The 17,070-nt window shown below is 69.6% G+C and carries 11 protein-coding genes; 7 read left to right on the plus strand and 4 right to left on the minus strand.

Annotated elements, in window-relative coordinates:
• Positions 1 to 36 precede the first annotated feature (36 nt).
• The 4 genes from nagE to FBZ87_RS26550 all read right to left on the minus strand — a co-directional run bounded on the left by nagE (position 37) and on the right by FBZ87_RS26550 (position 9,236).
• Positions 37 to 1,794 (minus strand): N-acetylglucosamine-specific PTS transporter subunit IIBC, encoded by a 1,758-nt coding sequence (gene nagE, locus FBZ87_RS26535; protein WP_145613590.1) that lies wholly within the window; start codon positions 1,792 to 1,794, stop codon positions 37 to 39.
• Positions 1,794 to 4,385 (minus strand): phosphoenolpyruvate--protein phosphotransferase, encoded by a 2,592-nt coding sequence (gene ptsP / locus FBZ87_RS26540; protein WP_186455002.1) that lies wholly within the window; start codon positions 4,383 to 4,385, stop codon positions 1,794 to 1,796. The genes nagE and ptsP overlap by 1 nt, the downstream gene beginning before the upstream one ends.
• Before the next feature lie 364 nt (positions 4,386 to 4,749).
• Positions 4,750 to 7,428 (minus strand): TonB-dependent receptor, encoded by a 2,679-nt coding sequence (locus FBZ87_RS26545; protein ID WP_145613591.1) that lies wholly within the window; start codon positions 7,426 to 7,428, stop codon positions 4,750 to 4,752.
• Positions 7,429 to 7,733: 305 nt separating this feature from the next.
• Complete coding sequence (locus FBZ87_RS26550; RefSeq protein ID WP_145613592.1) at positions 7,734 to 9,236, minus strand: hypothetical protein; 1,503 nt, start codon at positions 9,234 to 9,236, stop codon at positions 7,734 to 7,736.
• A gap of 291 nt (positions 9,237 to 9,527) precedes the next feature.
• Here FBZ87_RS26550 and FBZ87_RS26555 point away from each other — a divergent pair, with 291 nt between their 5' ends.
• The 7 genes from FBZ87_RS26555 (at position 9,528) to FBZ87_RS26585 (ending at position 17,019) form a co-directional block, all read left to right on the plus strand.
• Complete coding sequence (locus FBZ87_RS26555; protein ID WP_145613593.1) at positions 9,528 to 10,580, plus strand: glycoside hydrolase family 3 N-terminal domain-containing protein; 1,053 nt, start codon at positions 9,528 to 9,530, stop codon at positions 10,578 to 10,580.
• 145 nt (positions 10,581 to 10,725) lie between these two features.
• The gene (locus FBZ87_RS26560; RefSeq protein WP_246134619.1) at positions 10,726 to 12,471 is read left to right on the plus strand and encodes an ABC transporter substrate-binding protein; all 1,746 of its coding nucleotides are present in this window, start codon (positions 10,726 to 10,728) and stop codon (positions 12,469 to 12,471) included.
• Between the two features lie 76 nt (positions 12,472 to 12,547).
• A complete protein-coding gene (locus tag FBZ87_RS26565) occupies positions 12,548 to 13,525 on the plus strand; it encodes an ABC transporter permease (protein ID WP_145613594.1) in 978 nt (325 codons plus the stop codon).
• Positions 13,526 to 13,530: 5 nt separating this feature from the next.
• Entirely contained in the window at positions 13,531 to 14,394 is an 864-nt protein-coding gene (locus FBZ87_RS26570; RefSeq protein ID WP_145613595.1) for an ABC transporter permease, read from the plus strand.
• Entirely contained in the window at positions 14,391 to 15,233 is an 843-nt protein-coding gene (locus FBZ87_RS26575; RefSeq protein WP_145613596.1) for an ABC transporter ATP-binding protein, read from the plus strand. Before FBZ87_RS26570 ends, FBZ87_RS26575 begins: the two co-directional genes overlap by 4 nt.
• Positions 15,234 to 15,265: 32 nt before the next feature.
• Positions 15,266 to 16,132 carry an ABC transporter ATP-binding protein gene (locus FBZ87_RS26580; protein ID WP_211107227.1) on the plus strand — a complete coding sequence of 289 codons (867 nt, stop codon included), beginning with the start codon at positions 15,266 to 15,268 and terminating at the stop codon, positions 16,130 to 16,132.
• Entirely contained in the window at positions 16,129 to 17,019 is an 891-nt protein-coding gene (locus FBZ87_RS26585; protein WP_145613598.1) for an N-acetylmuramic acid 6-phosphate etherase, read from the plus strand. Before FBZ87_RS26580 ends, FBZ87_RS26585 begins: the two co-directional genes overlap by 4 nt.
• The last annotated feature ends 51 nt before the right edge of the window (positions 17,020 to 17,070 follow it).

The raw sequence follows: 17,070 nt of genomic DNA on the forward strand, positions 1-17,070 counted from the left end.
CCTGAGGAAAGCGGAATCGTGGATGGGGGTGGGCCGTCAGCCCCGGGCCATGGCGTGGGTCAAGGCATCGGCCAGCGGGGCGGCGGGCCCCCCCAGCAGCAGGTGCAGGCGGCCGGAGCCGACCCGGGCCACACCGCGCAGGCCCAGGGACAGCAAGCGCCCCTCGTCCACGCCGGCGGCGTCGGCGACCCCCAGCAACAGGCGGGTGGCGCGGGCCTCCACCGCCTGGACGTTGCCCGTACCGCCCAGGGCCGCCAGCACGCCGGCGACATCCGGCAAGGGGGCCGGAGCGGTGGCCGGCGCCGGTTCCTCCACCGCAACGGCGACAGCAAGCGCGCCGCCCGCCGGCAGATGGGTCAGGGCCTTACGGATCTCGCCCGCCACCTGGTCGGCCACGGGGCCCAGCACCACCTGCAAGGCGGTGGCGTTGGGGCGGACCACGCCGCGGGAGCCCAGGGCCGTCAGCGCCGTCTCATCCACCGCGCGGTTGTCGGCCAGCACCAGGCGCAGGCGGGTGGTGCAGGCGTCCACGGTACGGATGTTGCCGGCGCCGCCAAGGGCCACGACAAAGCCCCCGCCCCGACCCTGCTCGGCCAGCGCTTGGGTGGACACGACCGCCACCGGCGCATCTTCCCGTCCCAAGGTCTTGAGGTCGAAGCGGCGGATGACGAAGGCGAAGGCGGCGTAATAGACGGCGAAGTAGGCGGCACCCACGGGCAGCAGCAGCAGGGGCCGCGTCGCCTTGCCGAAATTGACGACGTAGTCGACCAGCCCGGCGGAGAAGGTGAAGCCCAGCTTCACCCCCAGCACGTCCATCACCACCATGGCCAGGCCAGTCAGCACGGCGTGCAAGGCGTAGAGGGGCGGGGCCACGAACATGAAGGTGAACTCGATGGGCTCGGTCACGCCGGTCAGGAAGGCGGTCAGCGCCATGGACAGCAGCATGCCGCCGATGGCCGCCCGCCGTTCGGGCTTGGCCGCGCGGTACATGGCCAGGCAGGCCGCCGGCAGGCCGAACATCATGACGGGGAAATAGCCGGCCATGAAGCCGCCGGCCGTGGGGTCGCCGGCGAAGAAGCGTTTCAGGTCGCCGGTCGCGCCCTGGTAATCGCCCAGGATGAACCAGGCGACATTGTTCAGGATGTGGTGCAGGCCGGTGATGATCAGCACCCGGTTCAGCAGGCCGTAGAGGAACAGGCCGACATCGCCGGCCGACAGCACGGCGCGGCTGAGCCCGTCCAGCCCGGCCTCCAGAACCGGCCAGCCGAAGCCGAAGATGAGCGCCAAGCCCAGCCCGGCGAAGCCGGTGGCGATGGGCACGAAGCGCCGGCCGCCGAAGAAGGACAGGAACTCCGGCAGCTTCAATTCGCTGTAGCGGTTGTAAAGGCCGCCGGCCAGCAGGCCGGACAGGATGCCGGCCGGCACGCCGATCTTGGCTACCGCCTTGATCTTGTAGCTGGTGGCGGCAGCGTCCAGCGCCGTTCCGGTGAGGCCGGCCACCACCTCGGGCGGCACACGCACCAGGGCCTGCGCCCCCTGCGTCGCCACCAGGAAGCCCACCACACCAGCCAGGCCGGCGGCGCCGTTGTTCTCCCGCGCCAGGCCCACCGCCACGCCGATGGCGAAGACCAGGCCCAGGTTGGTGAAGATGGCCTCGCCGGCGGCGGCGATGAAGGGGATGCCCAGCAGGTCGGGCTGCCCCAGGCGCAGCAGCAGGCCGGCCACCGGCAACACGGCGATTGGCAGCATGAGGGCGCGGCCCAGCTGCTGTATCAGGGCGAAGCGGTCGCGCATCAGGCGGCTCCCTCGGTGATGGCGACGGCGAGACCGGCGCGGGCCAGCAGGCTGCGCACGGCGGCGGCGGACTCCTGCGCCAGGGCCTCGGTGGCCAGCGCCACGCAGGCGGCCTTGTCCAGCGGGCGCAGGGCGGCCTTAATGTCCGGGATGGTGGGCGGGGTGGCCGACAGCTCCGTCACGCCCAGGCCCACAAGCAGGGGGGCGGCGGCGGGGTCGGAGGCCAGGGCGCCGCACACGCCCACCCAGCGGCCGTGCTTGGCCGCCCCCTCCGCCGTCTGGCGGATGAGGCGCAGCACGGCGGGGTGCAGGGCGTCCAGGCGGGCGGCCAGGTCGGGGTTGCCCCGGTCCATGGCCAGCACATACTGCGTCAGGTCGTTGGTGCCGATGGACAGGAAGTCGGCCTCGGTGGCCAGCTGGTCGGCGGTCACCGCCGCCGCCGGCGTTTCCACCATGACGCCCAGCTGCACCGGCGGGGCGTGGCCCAGGGCCTCACGCTCGTGGTCCAGCATGTCGCGCACGGCCCGCACCTCATCCAGGGTGGCGACCATGGGCACCATGATGCGGCATTGGCCCACCGGGCGGACGCGCAGGATGGCGCGCAACTGGGTGCGCAAAATCTCCGGCCGGCGCAGGCCGATGCGCACGCCGCGCAGGCCCAGGATGGGGTTCTCTTCCCGCGGCAGGGGCAGGTAGGGCAAGGGCTTGTCGCCGCCCACGTCCAGGGTGCGGATGATCAGCGGCCGGCCGGCCAAGGCCGTCGCCACCGCCTGGTATTGGGTCGCCTGTTCATCCTCATCGGGCGCCGTCTGGCGGTCCAGGAACAGGAATTCGGTGCGTAGCAGGCCGCAGCCCTCCGCCCCCTTGGCCACCCCCTTCACCGCGTCGGCCACCTTGCCGACATTGGTGTAGACCTCGATGCGGGTGCCGTCGGCCATGACGCAGTCGGCGGCCGCCGCCTTCAGGTTGGCCTCGGCCAGCACCTTGCGCCGCGCCGTCTCGCGCTCCAGCTTGGCCAGGTCGTCGGCCGGCGGCTGCACATGCAGCAGGCCGCGGTCGGCGTCCAGGATCAGCGGGGCGTCATCGGGGATGCGCAGCACGGCGGCCCCGCCCGCCACCAGGGCCGGCACGCCCATGGAGGCCGCCAGGATGGCCACATGGCTGGTGGGACCGCCGCGCGCGGTGCAGAAGCCGGCCAGGCGGCCGGCGTCCAGGTTGCTGAGCTGGCTGGGCATCAGCTCTTCCGCCACCAGGATGGCGCCCTGGGGCAGGATCACCGGCTGCGGTTCCCGTCCGGCCAGGGCCAGCATGACCTGGCGGCGCAGGTCGATCAGGTCGGCGGCCCGCTCCGCCATGCGCGGATTGCCCAGGGCGCGCAGGGCAGCGGCGGACCGATCGGTGGCGGCGCGCCAAGCGGGGCCGGCGGCAACCCCGGCGGTGATGGCAGCGCGCGCCTCGTCCAACAGATCAGGGTCGTCCAGGATGGCCAGGTGCGCCTGGAAGATGTCGCGGCGCTGGGTCTGGCGCGTCTCTTCCGCGTGCGCCACAGCGGCGGCCAGGCGGGCGCGCACGCGATCCAAAGCGGCGGCCAGGGCCTGTTGCTCGGCCTCGGCGCCCAGGCCGCTGGCCGGTACCTCCACCTCCTCTTCCTGCAGGCGGAAGGCGCGGCCCAGCGCCAGGCCCGGGGCGGCGGTGACGGCGCGGATGACGGCCGTCTCGCCCGGGGCGAAGGGTGGCTGGGCCTCCAGCGCCGGCGGTTCATCGTGCGGCGGCACGGCGGCACTGGGCAATGAGGGTACGGGCAGCGCCTCGGCAAGGGGAACCGGTGTCTCGCCCAGGCCGGCGGAGATCGCGGCGGCGACGGCGGCGACGGCGGCGGCGGCGTCCTCGCCCTCCGCCAGCACGGTCAGGGCGTCGCCATGGCGCAGGCCCAGCGACATGGCGGCCACGGCACTCTTGGCATTGGCGCGGCGGCCTTGCGCCGCCAGGAAGACGGCGGCGGCGTAAGGCTTGGCGGCGGCGGCCAGCACGGCGGAGGGCCGGGCGTGCAGGCCGTGCACCAGGGGCAGCACCACCGACTGTTCCGCACTCTGGGTGCGTTCCCCGGTGGCGGCGCTGGCGGCGCCGTCGCCCTGCACCAGCAGGGTCAGCAGCACCTCGCCCGCGCGCACCGGCCCGCCGGTCCTGGCCTCCACCACCGTGGCGGCGGGGCCGCCGGCGATGATCAGCGGGGTCAGCAGGCTTTTGGCCTCCCGGGCCAGCAGGTCCATGTCGAAGTCGATCAGGGCGTCGCCGGCCCGCACCAAGGCACCCTCGGCCACATGGACGGTGAAGCCCCGGCCGCCCAGGGCCACGGTCTCCAGCCCCACATGCATCAGGATTTCCACGCCGCAATCGGCGCGCAAGGTCACGGCGTGGCACGCGCGATGGACGGTCAGCACCACGCCGTCGCAAGGGGCCCGCAGGGTGGCGCCCGTCGGGTCCAGCGCCAGCCCCTCCCCCATCATGCGCTGGGCGAAGACGGGATCGGGCACCTCATCCAGCGGGGTCGCCCATCCGTCCAGCGGGGCCAGCAAGGTGAGCCGCGTCACGTTGGCCGTTCCCGGCGTCGCACCGGCCGGCGCCCCATTTCCCACCATCGAACCGCCCACGCCTTTCCTCATTTCCCGGCACCCTGGGGCGCCGTTTCGGCATTCAACCCGACTAAAGCACGCCGCCCCCGGTAGCGGGCAAGCGGCGGGACGCCTTATCCCGCGAAACTCCAGCCCCGGGAAAAAGGGGCCCGGACGGACGCCCGGGCCCTTCCAAGTTCGGGGAGATCGAGAGCACAATCCAAAGAAAGTACGCCCTCACGGAAACAACCCGCCGTCCGTGACGAACCAGCCGACGGGGCACTGGCGGCGGCCGGGGGTCAGGGGAACGTCCCCTGGGCCGGCCGCCACACACTCATGAACCTCAGTACTTGAAGTGGGCGCCGAAGTAGTACTGACGGCCGTTGTCGTAGATGGCGCGCGGCTGGTCAGTGTTGTTGGCGTAGTACTTCATCAGCTCGTCCGTGATGTTCAGGGCCGAGAAGGTCAGGCTGAGGTAGTCATTGACCGGTATGTTGACCGAGGCGTCCAGGGTGCCGAAGTCATCCTGGTTTTCCAGGGTGCTGCGGTCCAGGCCCACCACGAAGTGCGAGCGGAAGGTGTAGGACAGGTGGGCGCTGATCCAGTCGTTCTCGTAATAACCCGTCAGGTTGTAGGTGTGACGGGAGTTGCCGATCATGGGCGCGCCACTCTCCTCGGTGCCGTAGGCGTAGGTGTAGTTGGCCTGGACGCCGAAGCCGCCGTAGATCGGCTGCTGGATCGCCAGTTCAAAGCCGCGGTTCTTGGCCGAGGTGTTGAACGGGTGGGTCACCTGGTAGGTGTGGTTAGCCTTGTAGAAGTCGGAATAGAAGGTCTGCGGCGTGACGCCGTAGGTAACGTACGAGTTCATGTCGTTGTAGAACACGGCGAACGACAGCAGGGACTGCGGGCCGTAGTACCATTCCAGCGACGCGTCGTAGTTGGTGGACTCGATAGGCTTCAGGTCGGGGTTGCCGCCCGAGCCGGAGGAGGCAACGTCGTTCAGGCTGACCGAACCGCCCAGCGCGCTGTAGTCGGGCCGCGCCATGGTCTTGGCCACCGCCAGGTGGGCCACCACATCGTCCGTCACTTCCAGCTTCAGGTTGGCGCTGGGCAGCACGTTGATATAGTCGTGGCTGATGTTGGTCGGCACGTAGGGGCCGAAGGCGGAGGTGTTGATGGCCCCCGGCGCCCCGGCGGTGGAGGCGAAATACACCAGGCTGGTCAGGTTGGTGTCGACGAAGCGGACGCCGAAGTTGCCCGACCAGCCGGCGCCGCCGACATTGGCCATGACATAGGCGGCGCTGTCGGTCTCCGACACCTTAAAGGAACCCGGCCAGTAATAGCGTGAGGTGCCATCGGCGCCGTTGATGGGATCAGCGTTGCCGATACCGTAGGAATTGAAGAAGGCGGCGATCTGGTCGTTCGACAGGGTCCAGATGTTGGTGAGGACCGGACCGCCCAGGTTGGAACCGAAGCCGGCGGGATAGGTGCCGCTGGACGAGGGCGTGGCCACGCCCCAGCCGCCGTTGGCGCAGCAGCCGCCGTCCACCTTGAACTGGGTGTTGCGCTGGTGGGCGCTGACGCGCACGCCGGCCTTCACCGAGTCCCAGATGCCGGACTTGACGTCATACTTGGCGTCCAGCTGGCCGTAATACTCCTGGTCCACGGCGGTCAGCACGTCGGTCCAGGCCCAGCCGGTGGCGTAATTGCCGTTCTGGGTGCCGGTGGGAATGCCGAAATTGACGGTGGCGGGGGCCGAAAGGCCGTTCAGGGCGTAGCTGGCGGACGAGGCGGCCACCGCCTCATACGCCGGCTCGCTGGGCGTGTCGCCCAGGCCGTAGGTGTAGCCGACCTTGCCGGAGAAGCTCAGGCGGTCGGTCGCCTGGTAGGTCACATCGGCGTCGATGTAGGACGTCTCGGCCGAAGCGCCGGGGCGCGAGATCTGGTCGTAGACAATGGCGTTGGTCACCGACGGCGTGGTGGCCGAGGTCAGTGTGTTGTTCTTGACGGTGTAGGCGGTGGGCACCGCCTGCTGCGTCGAGAAGATGCTGGAACCCCAGTACATGAAGTTGCGGTTGGAGTTGTCGGCGTCCATGTGCGAGTAGAAGCCGTTGATGTCCACCGTCAGCTTGTCGGTCGGCGTGAACTCCACATCGATGTCGCCGCCCATGCGCTTGCGCTTCTGCTGGAACAGGGCGGAACCGATCAGGGTGGGGTAGTAGACGCCGTTCAGCTCCGGGTGCGCCTTGACGGCGGCGTCGGTAGCGGCGAACTGCGAATAGCCCAGGACTTCCTGGCCCTCGCGCTGCACGTCGCGTTCCTCATAGAAGGCCTGCGCCAGGACGCCAAAGGTGTTGGACTTGTTCTTCCAGGAGACCAGGCCGTTGAACTGCGGCGACACCTTCTCGGCCATGTCGCCGTAGACGCCCTCGATATCGGCGGCGGCGGTGAAGTTGTCCTTAAAATCCAGCGGCTTGCGGGTGAGGATGTCGATGGAGCCGGCGACGCCGCCCTCGACCAGGTCGGCCTGCTGGCTCTTGTACACCAGGGTCTTGTCGACGATTTCCGACGGCAGCAGCGAGAAGCTGACCGAGCGGCCAACGGTGGAGAACTGGTCCAGCAGGAACCAGTCGCCGGTGGCCACGCCGTGGCCGTTGATCGTGGTGTTGGTCAGCGAGGGGCTGGAACCGCGAATGCTGACGCGGTCGGCCTCGTCGAAGCCGCCTTCGCCCGAGGCGGCGGACTGGATCATGACGCCGGGCACGCGCTGCAGCGCGTCGGCCACGTTCTTATCGGGCAGCTTGCCGATGTCTTCCGCGCTGACCACGTCGACCACGGCGGTCTTGTCGCGCTTGACGTCGATGCTGTCCTGGATCGACTTGCGGAAGCCCGTCACCACGATTTCATCAAGGCTGGAGTCCGCCGCCGGGGCGGGCGCGTCGGCCGCATAGGCCGTGGCCGACATGGCCAGCACCGCCACCACGCTGGCGGAACCGCGCAGCATCTTTCTCCCAAATCCCATCAAACCCTCCTCTGGCCCATCTTTTGTGTTTACCGGCGCGGCCAACCGTCAGACCCAACCGACGGCACCACGCCTGGAACCAGACACCGCCATCCCCCTCTTGCCCGAATGGGGAGCCCACCGGGGCAACCCGGGGTGACCGTGCGTTCCGGCATATCAGGCATGAGAGAGGGGCGGGGGCGAAAGGCTGGTTCCGGCAGAATGTCGAAAATGACGGCAAAATCGGGGATTTTGACTGTCGGGGCCGGTGAAACCTGTAACATTACAATGTATTACTTATGGACTGGGCGGCGGATTGGGCGACGCTATATGCGCTCGGCATGCCGCAGGTGCTGTTTCAGCCGGCCCAGGGCCTCACGCACCCCTTCACGCTCGGCCCCCGCGTCGGGGCAATGCCGCAGCACGAATTCCGCCGTGCGCACCACATCGCGCCAGCGGGGGTTGCGGGGCAGCGTTTCCACCAGCAGGTATTTGTCCAGCGTGCGGGTCTGCAGCGAGCTGCGATCCATATAGACGCGCCACAGCCCGCTTTCCTCCGCCAGCTCGATCTTCCCCTTGCGCTTGGCGTGGTGCCAGAAGTCCAGCGCCAGGGTCATGACATCGACGATGCAGCGGCGGAATTCCTCATTGGCGTCCAGGTCGTTGGCCGGCTCAACCTCCAGCACCGCGGCGGGCGCCGGCATTGCCGCCTCCAGCACCGGTTCGGGGACCGGCATGACGGCGGCGATCACCGGCGGCGGGGTGACCGGGGCTGGCACCACGACGGGCGGCGCCACGGGAACCGGGGCCTCGGCCACCGCAGGGACCTTGGGCGCGGCGTGGCGGGACTGGCGCCAGGTCCAGCCGCCGGCCGCCGCGCTGGCCAGGGTCAAGCCCCAGGTCCACCAGCCCAGCCAGCCCGACAGGGCCCAGCCGCTGGACAGCACCTGGAACTGCCACGGCGATCCGGGCACGCCGTACACGCCATAAGGAGACAGGCCACGGGCCGACGCCGGCTGGTCCGCCGGGTGACCGCCGGCATCGATCAGCGTGAAGCCGACACCCTGGCGTGCCAGGGTGCCCAGGCGGCGATCCACCGTGGCCAGCGGCAGGCGGAAGGCCACGACACCCTCCACCGAGCCATGGCGCACCACCGGCCGGGCCACCAGCATGCCTATTCCCTCCGGCCCATCGCTGGCGGTGGCGCCATCCAGATCCTTGGGCGGGGTGACCACCAGCACCTGGGTGGGGTCGTCCACCTTCTGCAGCCGGGCCATGATCTCGCGGAACACCTCGCCCAGCGGGGTGTCGCGGGCGCGGGCGTCGTTCAGGTCCTGGCCGAACGCACCGTCCTTGCGCAGGCTGTAGACCACGCGGCCCAGGCGATCGATGAGGTAGAGGTCGCTGAAAACGGAAGAGCCGATCATGTCCACGAAGCTGGCGTGGAAGCGATCGTGCACAGCCATATAGGGGGCGAGCGCGGAAGAGGCGCCCTGCTGCTGCGCGTCGCCCGCCGCGAAGGCGGTGCGCAGCAGGGCGGCGGCCCGCTCGGGATTGGGGGAAATCTGCGCGAAGGCGGAGGCGAAGCCGTAATAACGGCCCACGCTGTAGCCGATGAAGCTGGTGCTGGAGAAGGCGGCGCTCTGGTCGCGCGCGGATTCGTACAGGATGCCGAGATCATGGGCGGCCATGTCGCGGGCAGTGGCCACGGCCGTGTCGGTGCGATCCATGACGGCGTACAGCGCCGTCATCAGCGACAGGCAGAGCAGCACCGCAAGCGTGACGAGGCTGGCCGGCGCCTTGATAGCCCACCTCTCAAACCCGACCACCCCGATCACCCCCTGTTTTTTGCTGGGGACAGGAATACATCCAAATCCACCGACATCACTGTTTTTAAATCGGCTTTACCGGCGCACGGCTGCGAGCATACCGTCAATTTCGTCAATCCGCAAAGCGGGCCTTGATCGCCAGGGCCTACCCGGGCTCCCCTGCCGGGGACCGCGACCGGCCCGCCGAAGCGCGGATTTCCTCGATATTCCGCCCCCCACCGCTTCCGGCGCACCGCCCGCGCCGCGGGGCCTAGCCGCGCCCGCGCACGGCATCAGAAAAGGTGACGTCCCATGACCGTAAGCACCCGCCAACCGCCGCTCGCCGTCGTCTTCGGGGTGCCGGGGCTGGAGATGACGGCCGACCAGAAGGCCTTCTTCCGCGACGCCGACCCGCTGGGCCTGATCCTGTTCAAGCGCAACTGCGGTACACCCGATCAGCTGCGCCGCCTGTGCGATGATTTCCGCGACGCCGTGGGCCGTGCGGACGCCCCCATCCTGATCGACCATGAGGGGGGACAGCACCAGCGCATGGACCCGCCGGTGTGGCCGGCCTTCCCCCCGCCCGCCCGTATCGGCGCCCTGTATCGCCGCGACCGCGCGGCCGGGCTGGCGGCGGCCCATCTGGATGGCGCGGCCATCGGCAGCCTGCTCCGCCAGCATGGCATTTCCGTCGATTGCGCCCCCCTGGCCGACGTGCCAGTGCCGGGCAGCCATGAGGTCATCGGCGACCGCGCCTTCAGCGACAAGCCGGGCGAGGTGGCGGAACTGGCCGGCGCCTTCATGGCCGGCATGATCGCCGCCGGCGTCACCCCCATCATCAAGCACATTCCCGGCCACGGTCGCGCCATGGTGGACAGCCATGAGCGCCTGCCGGTGGTGGACACCGACCTGGACACCCTGGCCGACAGCGACTTCCTGCCCTTCCGCCGGCTGGCCCAAGGGGCGATACAGGGTCCGGGCCCATGGGCCATGGTGGCGCACATCGTGTTCAGCGCGGTGGACACCGCCCGCCCCGCCTCCATCTCCCCTTTGGTGGTGGAGCAGGTGATCCGCGGCCGCATCGGCTTCGGCGGCGTGCTGATTTCCGACTGCATCTATATGGAGGCGCTGGCCGGCACCCTGGCCCAACGCTGCGCCGCCGTGCTGGCCTCGGGCATCGACATCTGCCTGTCCAGCCATGGCGATGTGGATGAGTGGCGGCCCATCGCGGCCGCCGCCCGCCCCCTGACGCCCGACAGCCTGGCGCGCCTGACCCACACGGCCGTGCCCGCCCATGGCGCCCCCGGCGGCCTGATCGACGACGTGGCCGCGGCCGCCCGGGACCTGGCGGCCCAGCTGGCGTAAACGGTGCTCTGACGAAACTGACGAGTTTGCGCCCTGGCCTGGGGCGGCCCGGGCGGCGACAGTGAAAGGCGGGACGGGGCGCCAGAGACCGATTAGAGTCCAGCGGCGCTCCAGTCCGGGAGCTTCAGTACCTTTGGGGACGGCCTTGATCCGACGTTTCGTTTCCATCACGGGTGTTGCCCTGACCCTGGCCGCCACGGCGCTGGCGGCCCCGACAGCGACCGCGCCCACCGCGGCGCCGGAAGGCCAGGCTGCCCCGGCGACGCTGACGGTGCTGGCTGCCATGTCCAGCGGCTGGGTGCGCAACTTCAATCCGTTCAATGAGACCAGCCGCCTGCCCAGCGTGCGCGAGTTCATCTATGAGCCGCTGGTGGTTTTCAATTCCATGTACGGCGGGCGCCCCGAATACCGTCTGGCCACGGACTACGCCTTCTCCCCCGACCTGCTGAAGCTGACCTTCAAGCTGCGCGACGGGGTGCAATGGTCGGACGGCCAGCCCTTCACCGCCGCCGATGTCGCCTACACCTTCGACCTGCTGCGCCGGTTCCGGGCGCTGGACACGCTGGACATGGGCAACCGCGTCGCGGCGGTGGAGGCGGTCGACGCCCACACCGTGGTCTTCACCCTGAAGAAGGTGAACACCAGCATCGTGTTCGAGATCGTGCGCGTGCCGGTGGTGCCCCGCCATGTCTGGTCCAAGGTCGCGGACCCCGTGACCTTCACCAACGACACGCCGGTGGGCACCGGCCCGATGACAGAGGTGAAGCGCTTCACCCCCCAGGTCTACGTGCAGTGCCGCAATCCCAACTACTGGGACGGCGCCGACCTGAAGGTCGACTGCATGAGCTTCCCCCAGGTGCGCAACAACGAGCAGCTGCTGACCGCCGCCGCCGAGGGGCGGCTGGACTGGTTCGGCGCCTTCCTGCCGGATATCGAGCGCACCTACGTGGCAGCCGATCCCAAGCACCACCGCTACTGGTTCCCGCCGGGCGGCACGGTTGCCATCGACATCAATTTGAACAGCCCCTCGCGCGGCAACCGCGCCGCCTTCCGCAATGTCAATTTCCGCCGTGCCGTCAGCATGGCGGTGGACCGGCGCGCCATCGTGGACATCGCCGGCTACGGCTATCCCGAGGTCAACGAGTATGCCAGCGGCATCGGCCGCACCTATCAGGACTGGGTGAACTCCGAAGCCGAGCGCCGGTATGGCCGCTACGCCCATTTCGACAAGAACGGCGCCCAGGCCCTGCTGGCGGAGAGCGGTTTCCGCGACGTCAACGGCGACGGCTACATCGACAATGCCGACGGCAGCCCCATCGCCTTCGACATCCTGGTGCCCACCGGCTGGACCGACTGGGTCAATTCCACCCAGCTGGTGGCGGAAAGCCTGAACGCCCTGGGCCTTAACGTCCGCGTCTCCACCGTGGAGCCCGCGTCCTGGGCGCAGAAGCTGATCAGCGGCGACTACGACATGGCCATCAACGGCCTGTTCCCGGGGGAGACGCCCTACCGCAGCTTCGACACCGGCTTTCATTCCCGCTACAGCGGCAAGACGCGCTTCGCCCCCACCCGCTTCACCGACCCCGACCTGGACAGCGCGCTGGACGCCTTCGTCGCCACCATCGACCCGACGGAGCAGCGCCGCGCCATGGACAAGGTGCAGATGATCGTGGCAGCCAACAGCCCCTACGTCCCGCTGTTCAGCAACCCCACCTGGTACGAATACAACACCCGCCGCTTCAAGGGCTGGTTCAACGCCGACAACCCCGTGGCCCGGCCCGACGTCTTCGACGGCACACCCGAACGCCTGCTGCACCTGCTGGCGCTGGAACCGGTGAAGGGCCAGGCCGCGGCGGCGGCGCCGCCAATCCCCTCCGCCGGCGGCGGGTGATCCCGCCGCCCCTCGTCAGATGACTGGACGCTTTCGGGCGGTCCCTCAGACACCTAAAGGCCAAGGCTGATATCCTATGTCCTTCCTGCTTCGCCGGGCCGGGTTCTACGTCGTCGCCTTCGTCGTGGCCGCGATCTTCAACTTCCTGCTGCCGAGGCTGATGCCCGGCAACCCGGTCGACATCATGTTCGCCCAGGCGGGCACCGTACTGCCGCCGGAAAGCCTGGAGGCGCTGAAGGCCACCTTCGGCTTCGTCGACGGGCCCTGGCCGGTGCAGTTCGGCCGGTATCTGGCCAGCGTCTTCACCTTCGACCTGGGCCTGTCGGTGCGCTTCCACCCGCTGACGGTCAACGCCGTGCTGATGCAGGCCCTGCCCTGGACCCTGCTGCTGGTTCTGACCTCCTCCCTCATCGCCTTCCTGCTGGGCTCGGCTCTGGGCATCCGCGCCGCCTGGCGCCGGGGCGGGGCCTTCGACAGCTTCGGCGCGCCGGCCGCCCTGATGATCCAGGCGGTGCCGCCGCTGGTGACCTCGCTGGTCGCGCTGTTCGTGCTGAGCATCCGGCTGAAGTGGCTGCCCACCGGCTACGCCTGGGCGCCGGAGCTGGACCCCGGCTTCACCCTGGCCTTCGTCGGCAGCGTGCTGGTGCACGCGGCCCTGCCCATCCTGACCCTGGTGGTGGCGCAGATCGGCGGCTACGTGGTTACCATGCGCAACAGCATGATCAACCTGCTGGGCGAGGACTACATCACCCTGGCCACGGCCAAGGGCCTGTCGGACGGGCGCGTGCGCTACGCCTATGCCGCGCGCAACGCCCTGCTGCCCACCGTCACCAGTTTCGCCATGACCCTGGGCGCCACCTTCGGCGGGGCGCTGATCACCGAAATCGTCTTCAACTATCCGGGCCTGGGCTACACCCTGTACCAGGGCATCACCGCGCGCGACTATCCCCTGATCCAGGGCCAGCTCATGCTCATGACGCTGGCCATGCTGACGGCGAACTTCGCGGCGGATCTGCTGTGCCTGGCCCTGGATCCCCGCCTGCGGAGGGCCTGAGCGCCATGCGCGCCTTCTTCACCTCGCTTCTCGCCAACCGCAAGGCCAGCATCGGCGCCGGCATCGTGGCGTTCTTCCTGGCGCTGGCGGTGTTCGGGCCGCTGGTGGCGCCCGCCGGCCCCAACCAGCGCGTGGGCCGCCCGCACGAGGCGCCCAGCGCCGCCCACCTTATGGGCACCACCCGCATGGGCCGCGACGTGCTGGCCCAGACCATCCATGGCACCCGCACCTCGCTGCTGGTGGGCCTGTCGGCCGGCCTGATGATCACCGCCATCGGCACCGCCGTGGGTGTCACCGCCGGGTACCTGGGCGGCCGGGTGGATGAGTCCCTGAACCTGATCACCAACGTGGTGCTGGTCATCCCCAACCTGCCCCTGATGCTGGTGCTGGCCGCCTTCATCGGCGCGGCCAGCCCGGCCACCATCGCCCTGATCATCGCCGGCACCGCCTGGGGCTGGGGCGCGCGCGTCACCCGCGCCCAAACCCAGAGCCTGCGCAGCCGCGACTACATCCACGCCGCCGAGCTGCTGGGTGAGCCCACCTGGCGCATTCTGGCCTGCGAGCTGCTGCCCAACCTGGTCTCCATCATCGGCTTCAACTTCATCGGCAGCGTGCTCTACGCCGTGGTGACGGAGGCGACCCTGGAGTTCCTGGGGTTGGGGGACGCGCTGAAAGTCTCGTGGGGCACCCTGCTGTACAACGCCCAGACCACGTCGGCCCTGCAGGTGGGTGCGTGGTGGGAAGTCGCCTGCCCCTGCCTGGCCCTGGTGCTGTTCGGCAGCGGCCTGTCGCTGATCAACTTCGCCATGGATGAGGTCGCCAACCCCCGCCTGCGCACCCTGCGCCTGAAGCTGAGGGCACCGGCATGATCGCGCCCCTGCTTCAGGTTCGCGGCTTGACGGTCGATTACGCGACACCGCAAGGCGCCACCCGTGCCGTGGACGGCGTGTCCTTCGACCTGGACGCTGGCGAGGTCATGGGCCTGGCCGGCGAGTCCGGATCGGGCAAGAGCACGCTGGCCTTCGCCATCGCCCGCCTGCACCGTCCGCCGGCCCACGTCACCGGCGGCAGCGTCACCCTGGCCGGCACCGACGTGCTGGCCCTCGGGCCCAAAGACCTGCGCCAATGGCGCTGGCGCGAGGTCAGCGTGGTGCTGCAGAGCGCCATGAACGCGCTGAACCCCGTGCTGCGCGTGTCCGACCAGTTCCGCGACATGTTCCGCGCCCACGGCATCACCAACAAGGCCGAGGTGGCGGAACGCAGCGCCGGCCTGTTGGGCCTGGTGGGTATCTCCCCCGACCGGCTGCGCGATTATCCCCACCAATTCTCCGGCGGCATGCGCCAGCGCCTGGTGATCGCCCTGGCCCTGGCCCTGAAGCCCAAGCTGGTCATCATGGATGAGCCGACGACCGCCCTGGACGTGGTGGTGCAGCGGGAGGTCCTGGAACAGGTGGCCGACCTGCGCCGCCGCCTGGGCTTCTCCGTCCTGTTCATCACCCATGACCTGGCGCTGATGAGCCAGTTCTGCGACCGGGTGGGCGTGATGCTGCAGGGTCGGCTGGTGGAACTGACCACGCCCGCCGCCATCGCGACCGGAGAAGGGAAAGGGGGTGCGAACCATCCCTATACCCGCCGCCTGTGGGACAGCATTCCGCCGCTGCACTCGTCCGAACCCGTCCGCGCCCAGCCCGACCTGGTGATGCCATGACAGCGCCCGTCCTTGAGACCGAAAAGCTTTCCATGGTTTTCGCCAACGGGAACAAAGCCCTGGATGGCGTGGATCTGACTCTGCAGCCCGGCCGCGCGCTGGCCCTGGTGGGCGAGTCCGGATCGGGCAAGAGCACCTGCGCCAAGCTGCTGACCCACATGCTGCGGCCCACGTCCGGCCGCATCCTGTTCCAGGGCCGCGACGTCACCGGCCTGTCCGGCCGTCGGGAACTGCTGGAATACCGCCGCATCGTGCAGATGGTGTTCCAGGACCCCTTCGCCGCCCTGAACCCCGCTCACACCGTAGCCTATCATCTGGCCCGGCCCCTGGCCCTGCACCGGCCGGACCTGGACCGTGCCGGCCGGGACGCCGAGGTGCGCGCCCTGCTGACCCAGGTGGAACTGGACGCGGGCTCCCTGCTGCATCGCTTCCCGCATGAGCTGTCCGGCGGGCAACGCCAGCGGGTGAGCCTGGCCCGTGCCCTGGCGGTGAACCCGGCCGTCATCATCGCCGATGAGCCCACCAGCATGCTGGACGTCTCGATCCGCCTCAGCGTGCTGGACACCTTGCAGCGCCTGAAGGCCGAACGGGGCATCGCCCTGCTGTACATCACCCACGACATCGCCACCGCCCGCTATGTGGCGGAGGAGACGGCGGTGCTGTTCCGGGGCCGTGTCGTGGAATCCGGCCCCACCGCCGCGGTGATCGATGGACCCCGGCATCCTTACACCCGGCTGCTGCTATCGGCCGTGCCCGATGCCGGCCGGCCATTCGACGCAGGAGGGTCGCTGATCAGCCGCGCCGACGCCGTGCGGCGCCTGAGCGAAGGGCCGGGAGACTTGGTTTATGTGGGACCGGGGCACAAGGCCCGGACCGTGGATGAAAGGGTTGCCGCATGAATGCCGCGACGGAAGGCGTGGGCCAGCGTTTCAAGGGCCTGGACACCTGGAGCACCCAGGACGTGCTGGAGGCGCTATGGACCGGGCAGAGCCGGGCCGTGGCCGCCTGCCTGTCCGCCCTGCCCACCCTGGCAGCAGCGGTGGAGGAGGCCCTGGCCCGGCTGGAGGGCGGGGGCACGCTGATCTATGTCGGGGCCGGCACCTCCGCCGTGCTGGCGGCCCTGGATGGGCTGGAGTTGGGTCCCACCTTCGGTTGGCCGCGCGATCGCCTGCGTCTGGTGCTGGCCGGCATCTCAGACCTGACCGTCGGCTTCGACGGCACGGTGGAGGATGATCCGGATGAGGGCGCCCGGCGCTTGGCCGCAACCGGCTGCGGCCCCCGCGACGTGGTCATCGCCGTGTCGGCCGGCGGGCGCAGCGCCTTCGTGGTCGAGGCCCTGGCCGAGGCGGCCCGGCGCGGCGCCCTGACCATCGCCGTCGCCTGCACCACCACCGCCCCGCTGTTCGATCCCGCCCGCCACCGCGTGGCCGTGGTGACGGGGGATGAGGTGGTGGCGGGTTCCACCCGCCTGGGTGCCGCCACGGCGCAGAAGGCCATCCTGAACCTGTTCAGCACCACGCTGATGGTGCGGCTGGGCGCCACCTACGACAATCTGATGGTCAATGTCCGCATCGACAATGTGAAGTTGCGCCAGCGCGCGGCGGACATGCTGGTGCGCATCACCGGCGCGGCGGAAGACGCGGCCCTGGCCGCCCTGGACCGTGCCGCCGGCGACATCAAGACCGCCGCCCTGCTGCTGGCCGGGCATACGCCGGAGGGCGCCGCAGCCGCCCTTACGCAATCCGGCGGCCGGCTGCGCGCCGCTCTTTCGGCGGCGACGTCCTGATGTGGTCTTTTCCTGGCCTTATAAAGCCGAGTCTCGCGGCTCGACAAATGG

Origin of the sequence: Nitrospirillum amazonense (assembly GCF_007828035.1) — a bacterium.
GTDB lineage: Bacteria > Pseudomonadota > Alphaproteobacteria > Azospirillales > Azospirillaceae > Nitrospirillum > Nitrospirillum amazonense.

What these genes read in the sequence shown, in the direction of transcription:
- nagE (WP_145613590.1), bottom strand. Translation starts at nt 1,794, where the DNA reads ATGCGCGACCGCTTCGCCCTGATACAGCAGCTGGGCCGCGCCCTCATG.
- FBZ87_RS26545 (WP_145613591.1), bottom strand. Translation starts at nt 7,428, where the DNA reads ATGGGATTTGGGAGAAAGATGCTGCGCGGTTCCGCCAGCGTGGTGGCG.
- FBZ87_RS26555 (WP_145613593.1), top strand. Translation starts at nt 9,528, where the DNA reads ATGACCGTAAGCACCCGCCAACCGCCGCTCGCCGTCGTCTTCGGGGTG.
- FBZ87_RS26565 (WP_145613594.1), top strand. Translation starts at nt 12,548, where the DNA reads ATGTCCTTCCTGCTTCGCCGGGCCGGGTTCTACGTCGTCGCCTTCGTC.
- FBZ87_RS26570 (WP_145613595.1), top strand. Translation starts at nt 13,531, where the DNA reads ATGCGCGCCTTCTTCACCTCGCTTCTCGCCAACCGCAAGGCCAGCATC.
- FBZ87_RS26575 (WP_145613596.1), top strand. Translation starts at nt 14,391, where the DNA reads ATGATCGCGCCCCTGCTTCAGGTTCGCGGCTTGACGGTCGATTACGCG.
- FBZ87_RS26580 (WP_211107227.1), top strand. Translation starts at nt 15,266, where the DNA reads ATGGTTTTCGCCAACGGGAACAAAGCCCTGGATGGCGTGGATCTGACT.
- FBZ87_RS26585 (WP_145613598.1), top strand. Translation starts at nt 16,129, where the DNA reads ATGAATGCCGCGACGGAAGGCGTGGGCCAGCGTTTCAAGGGCCTGGAC.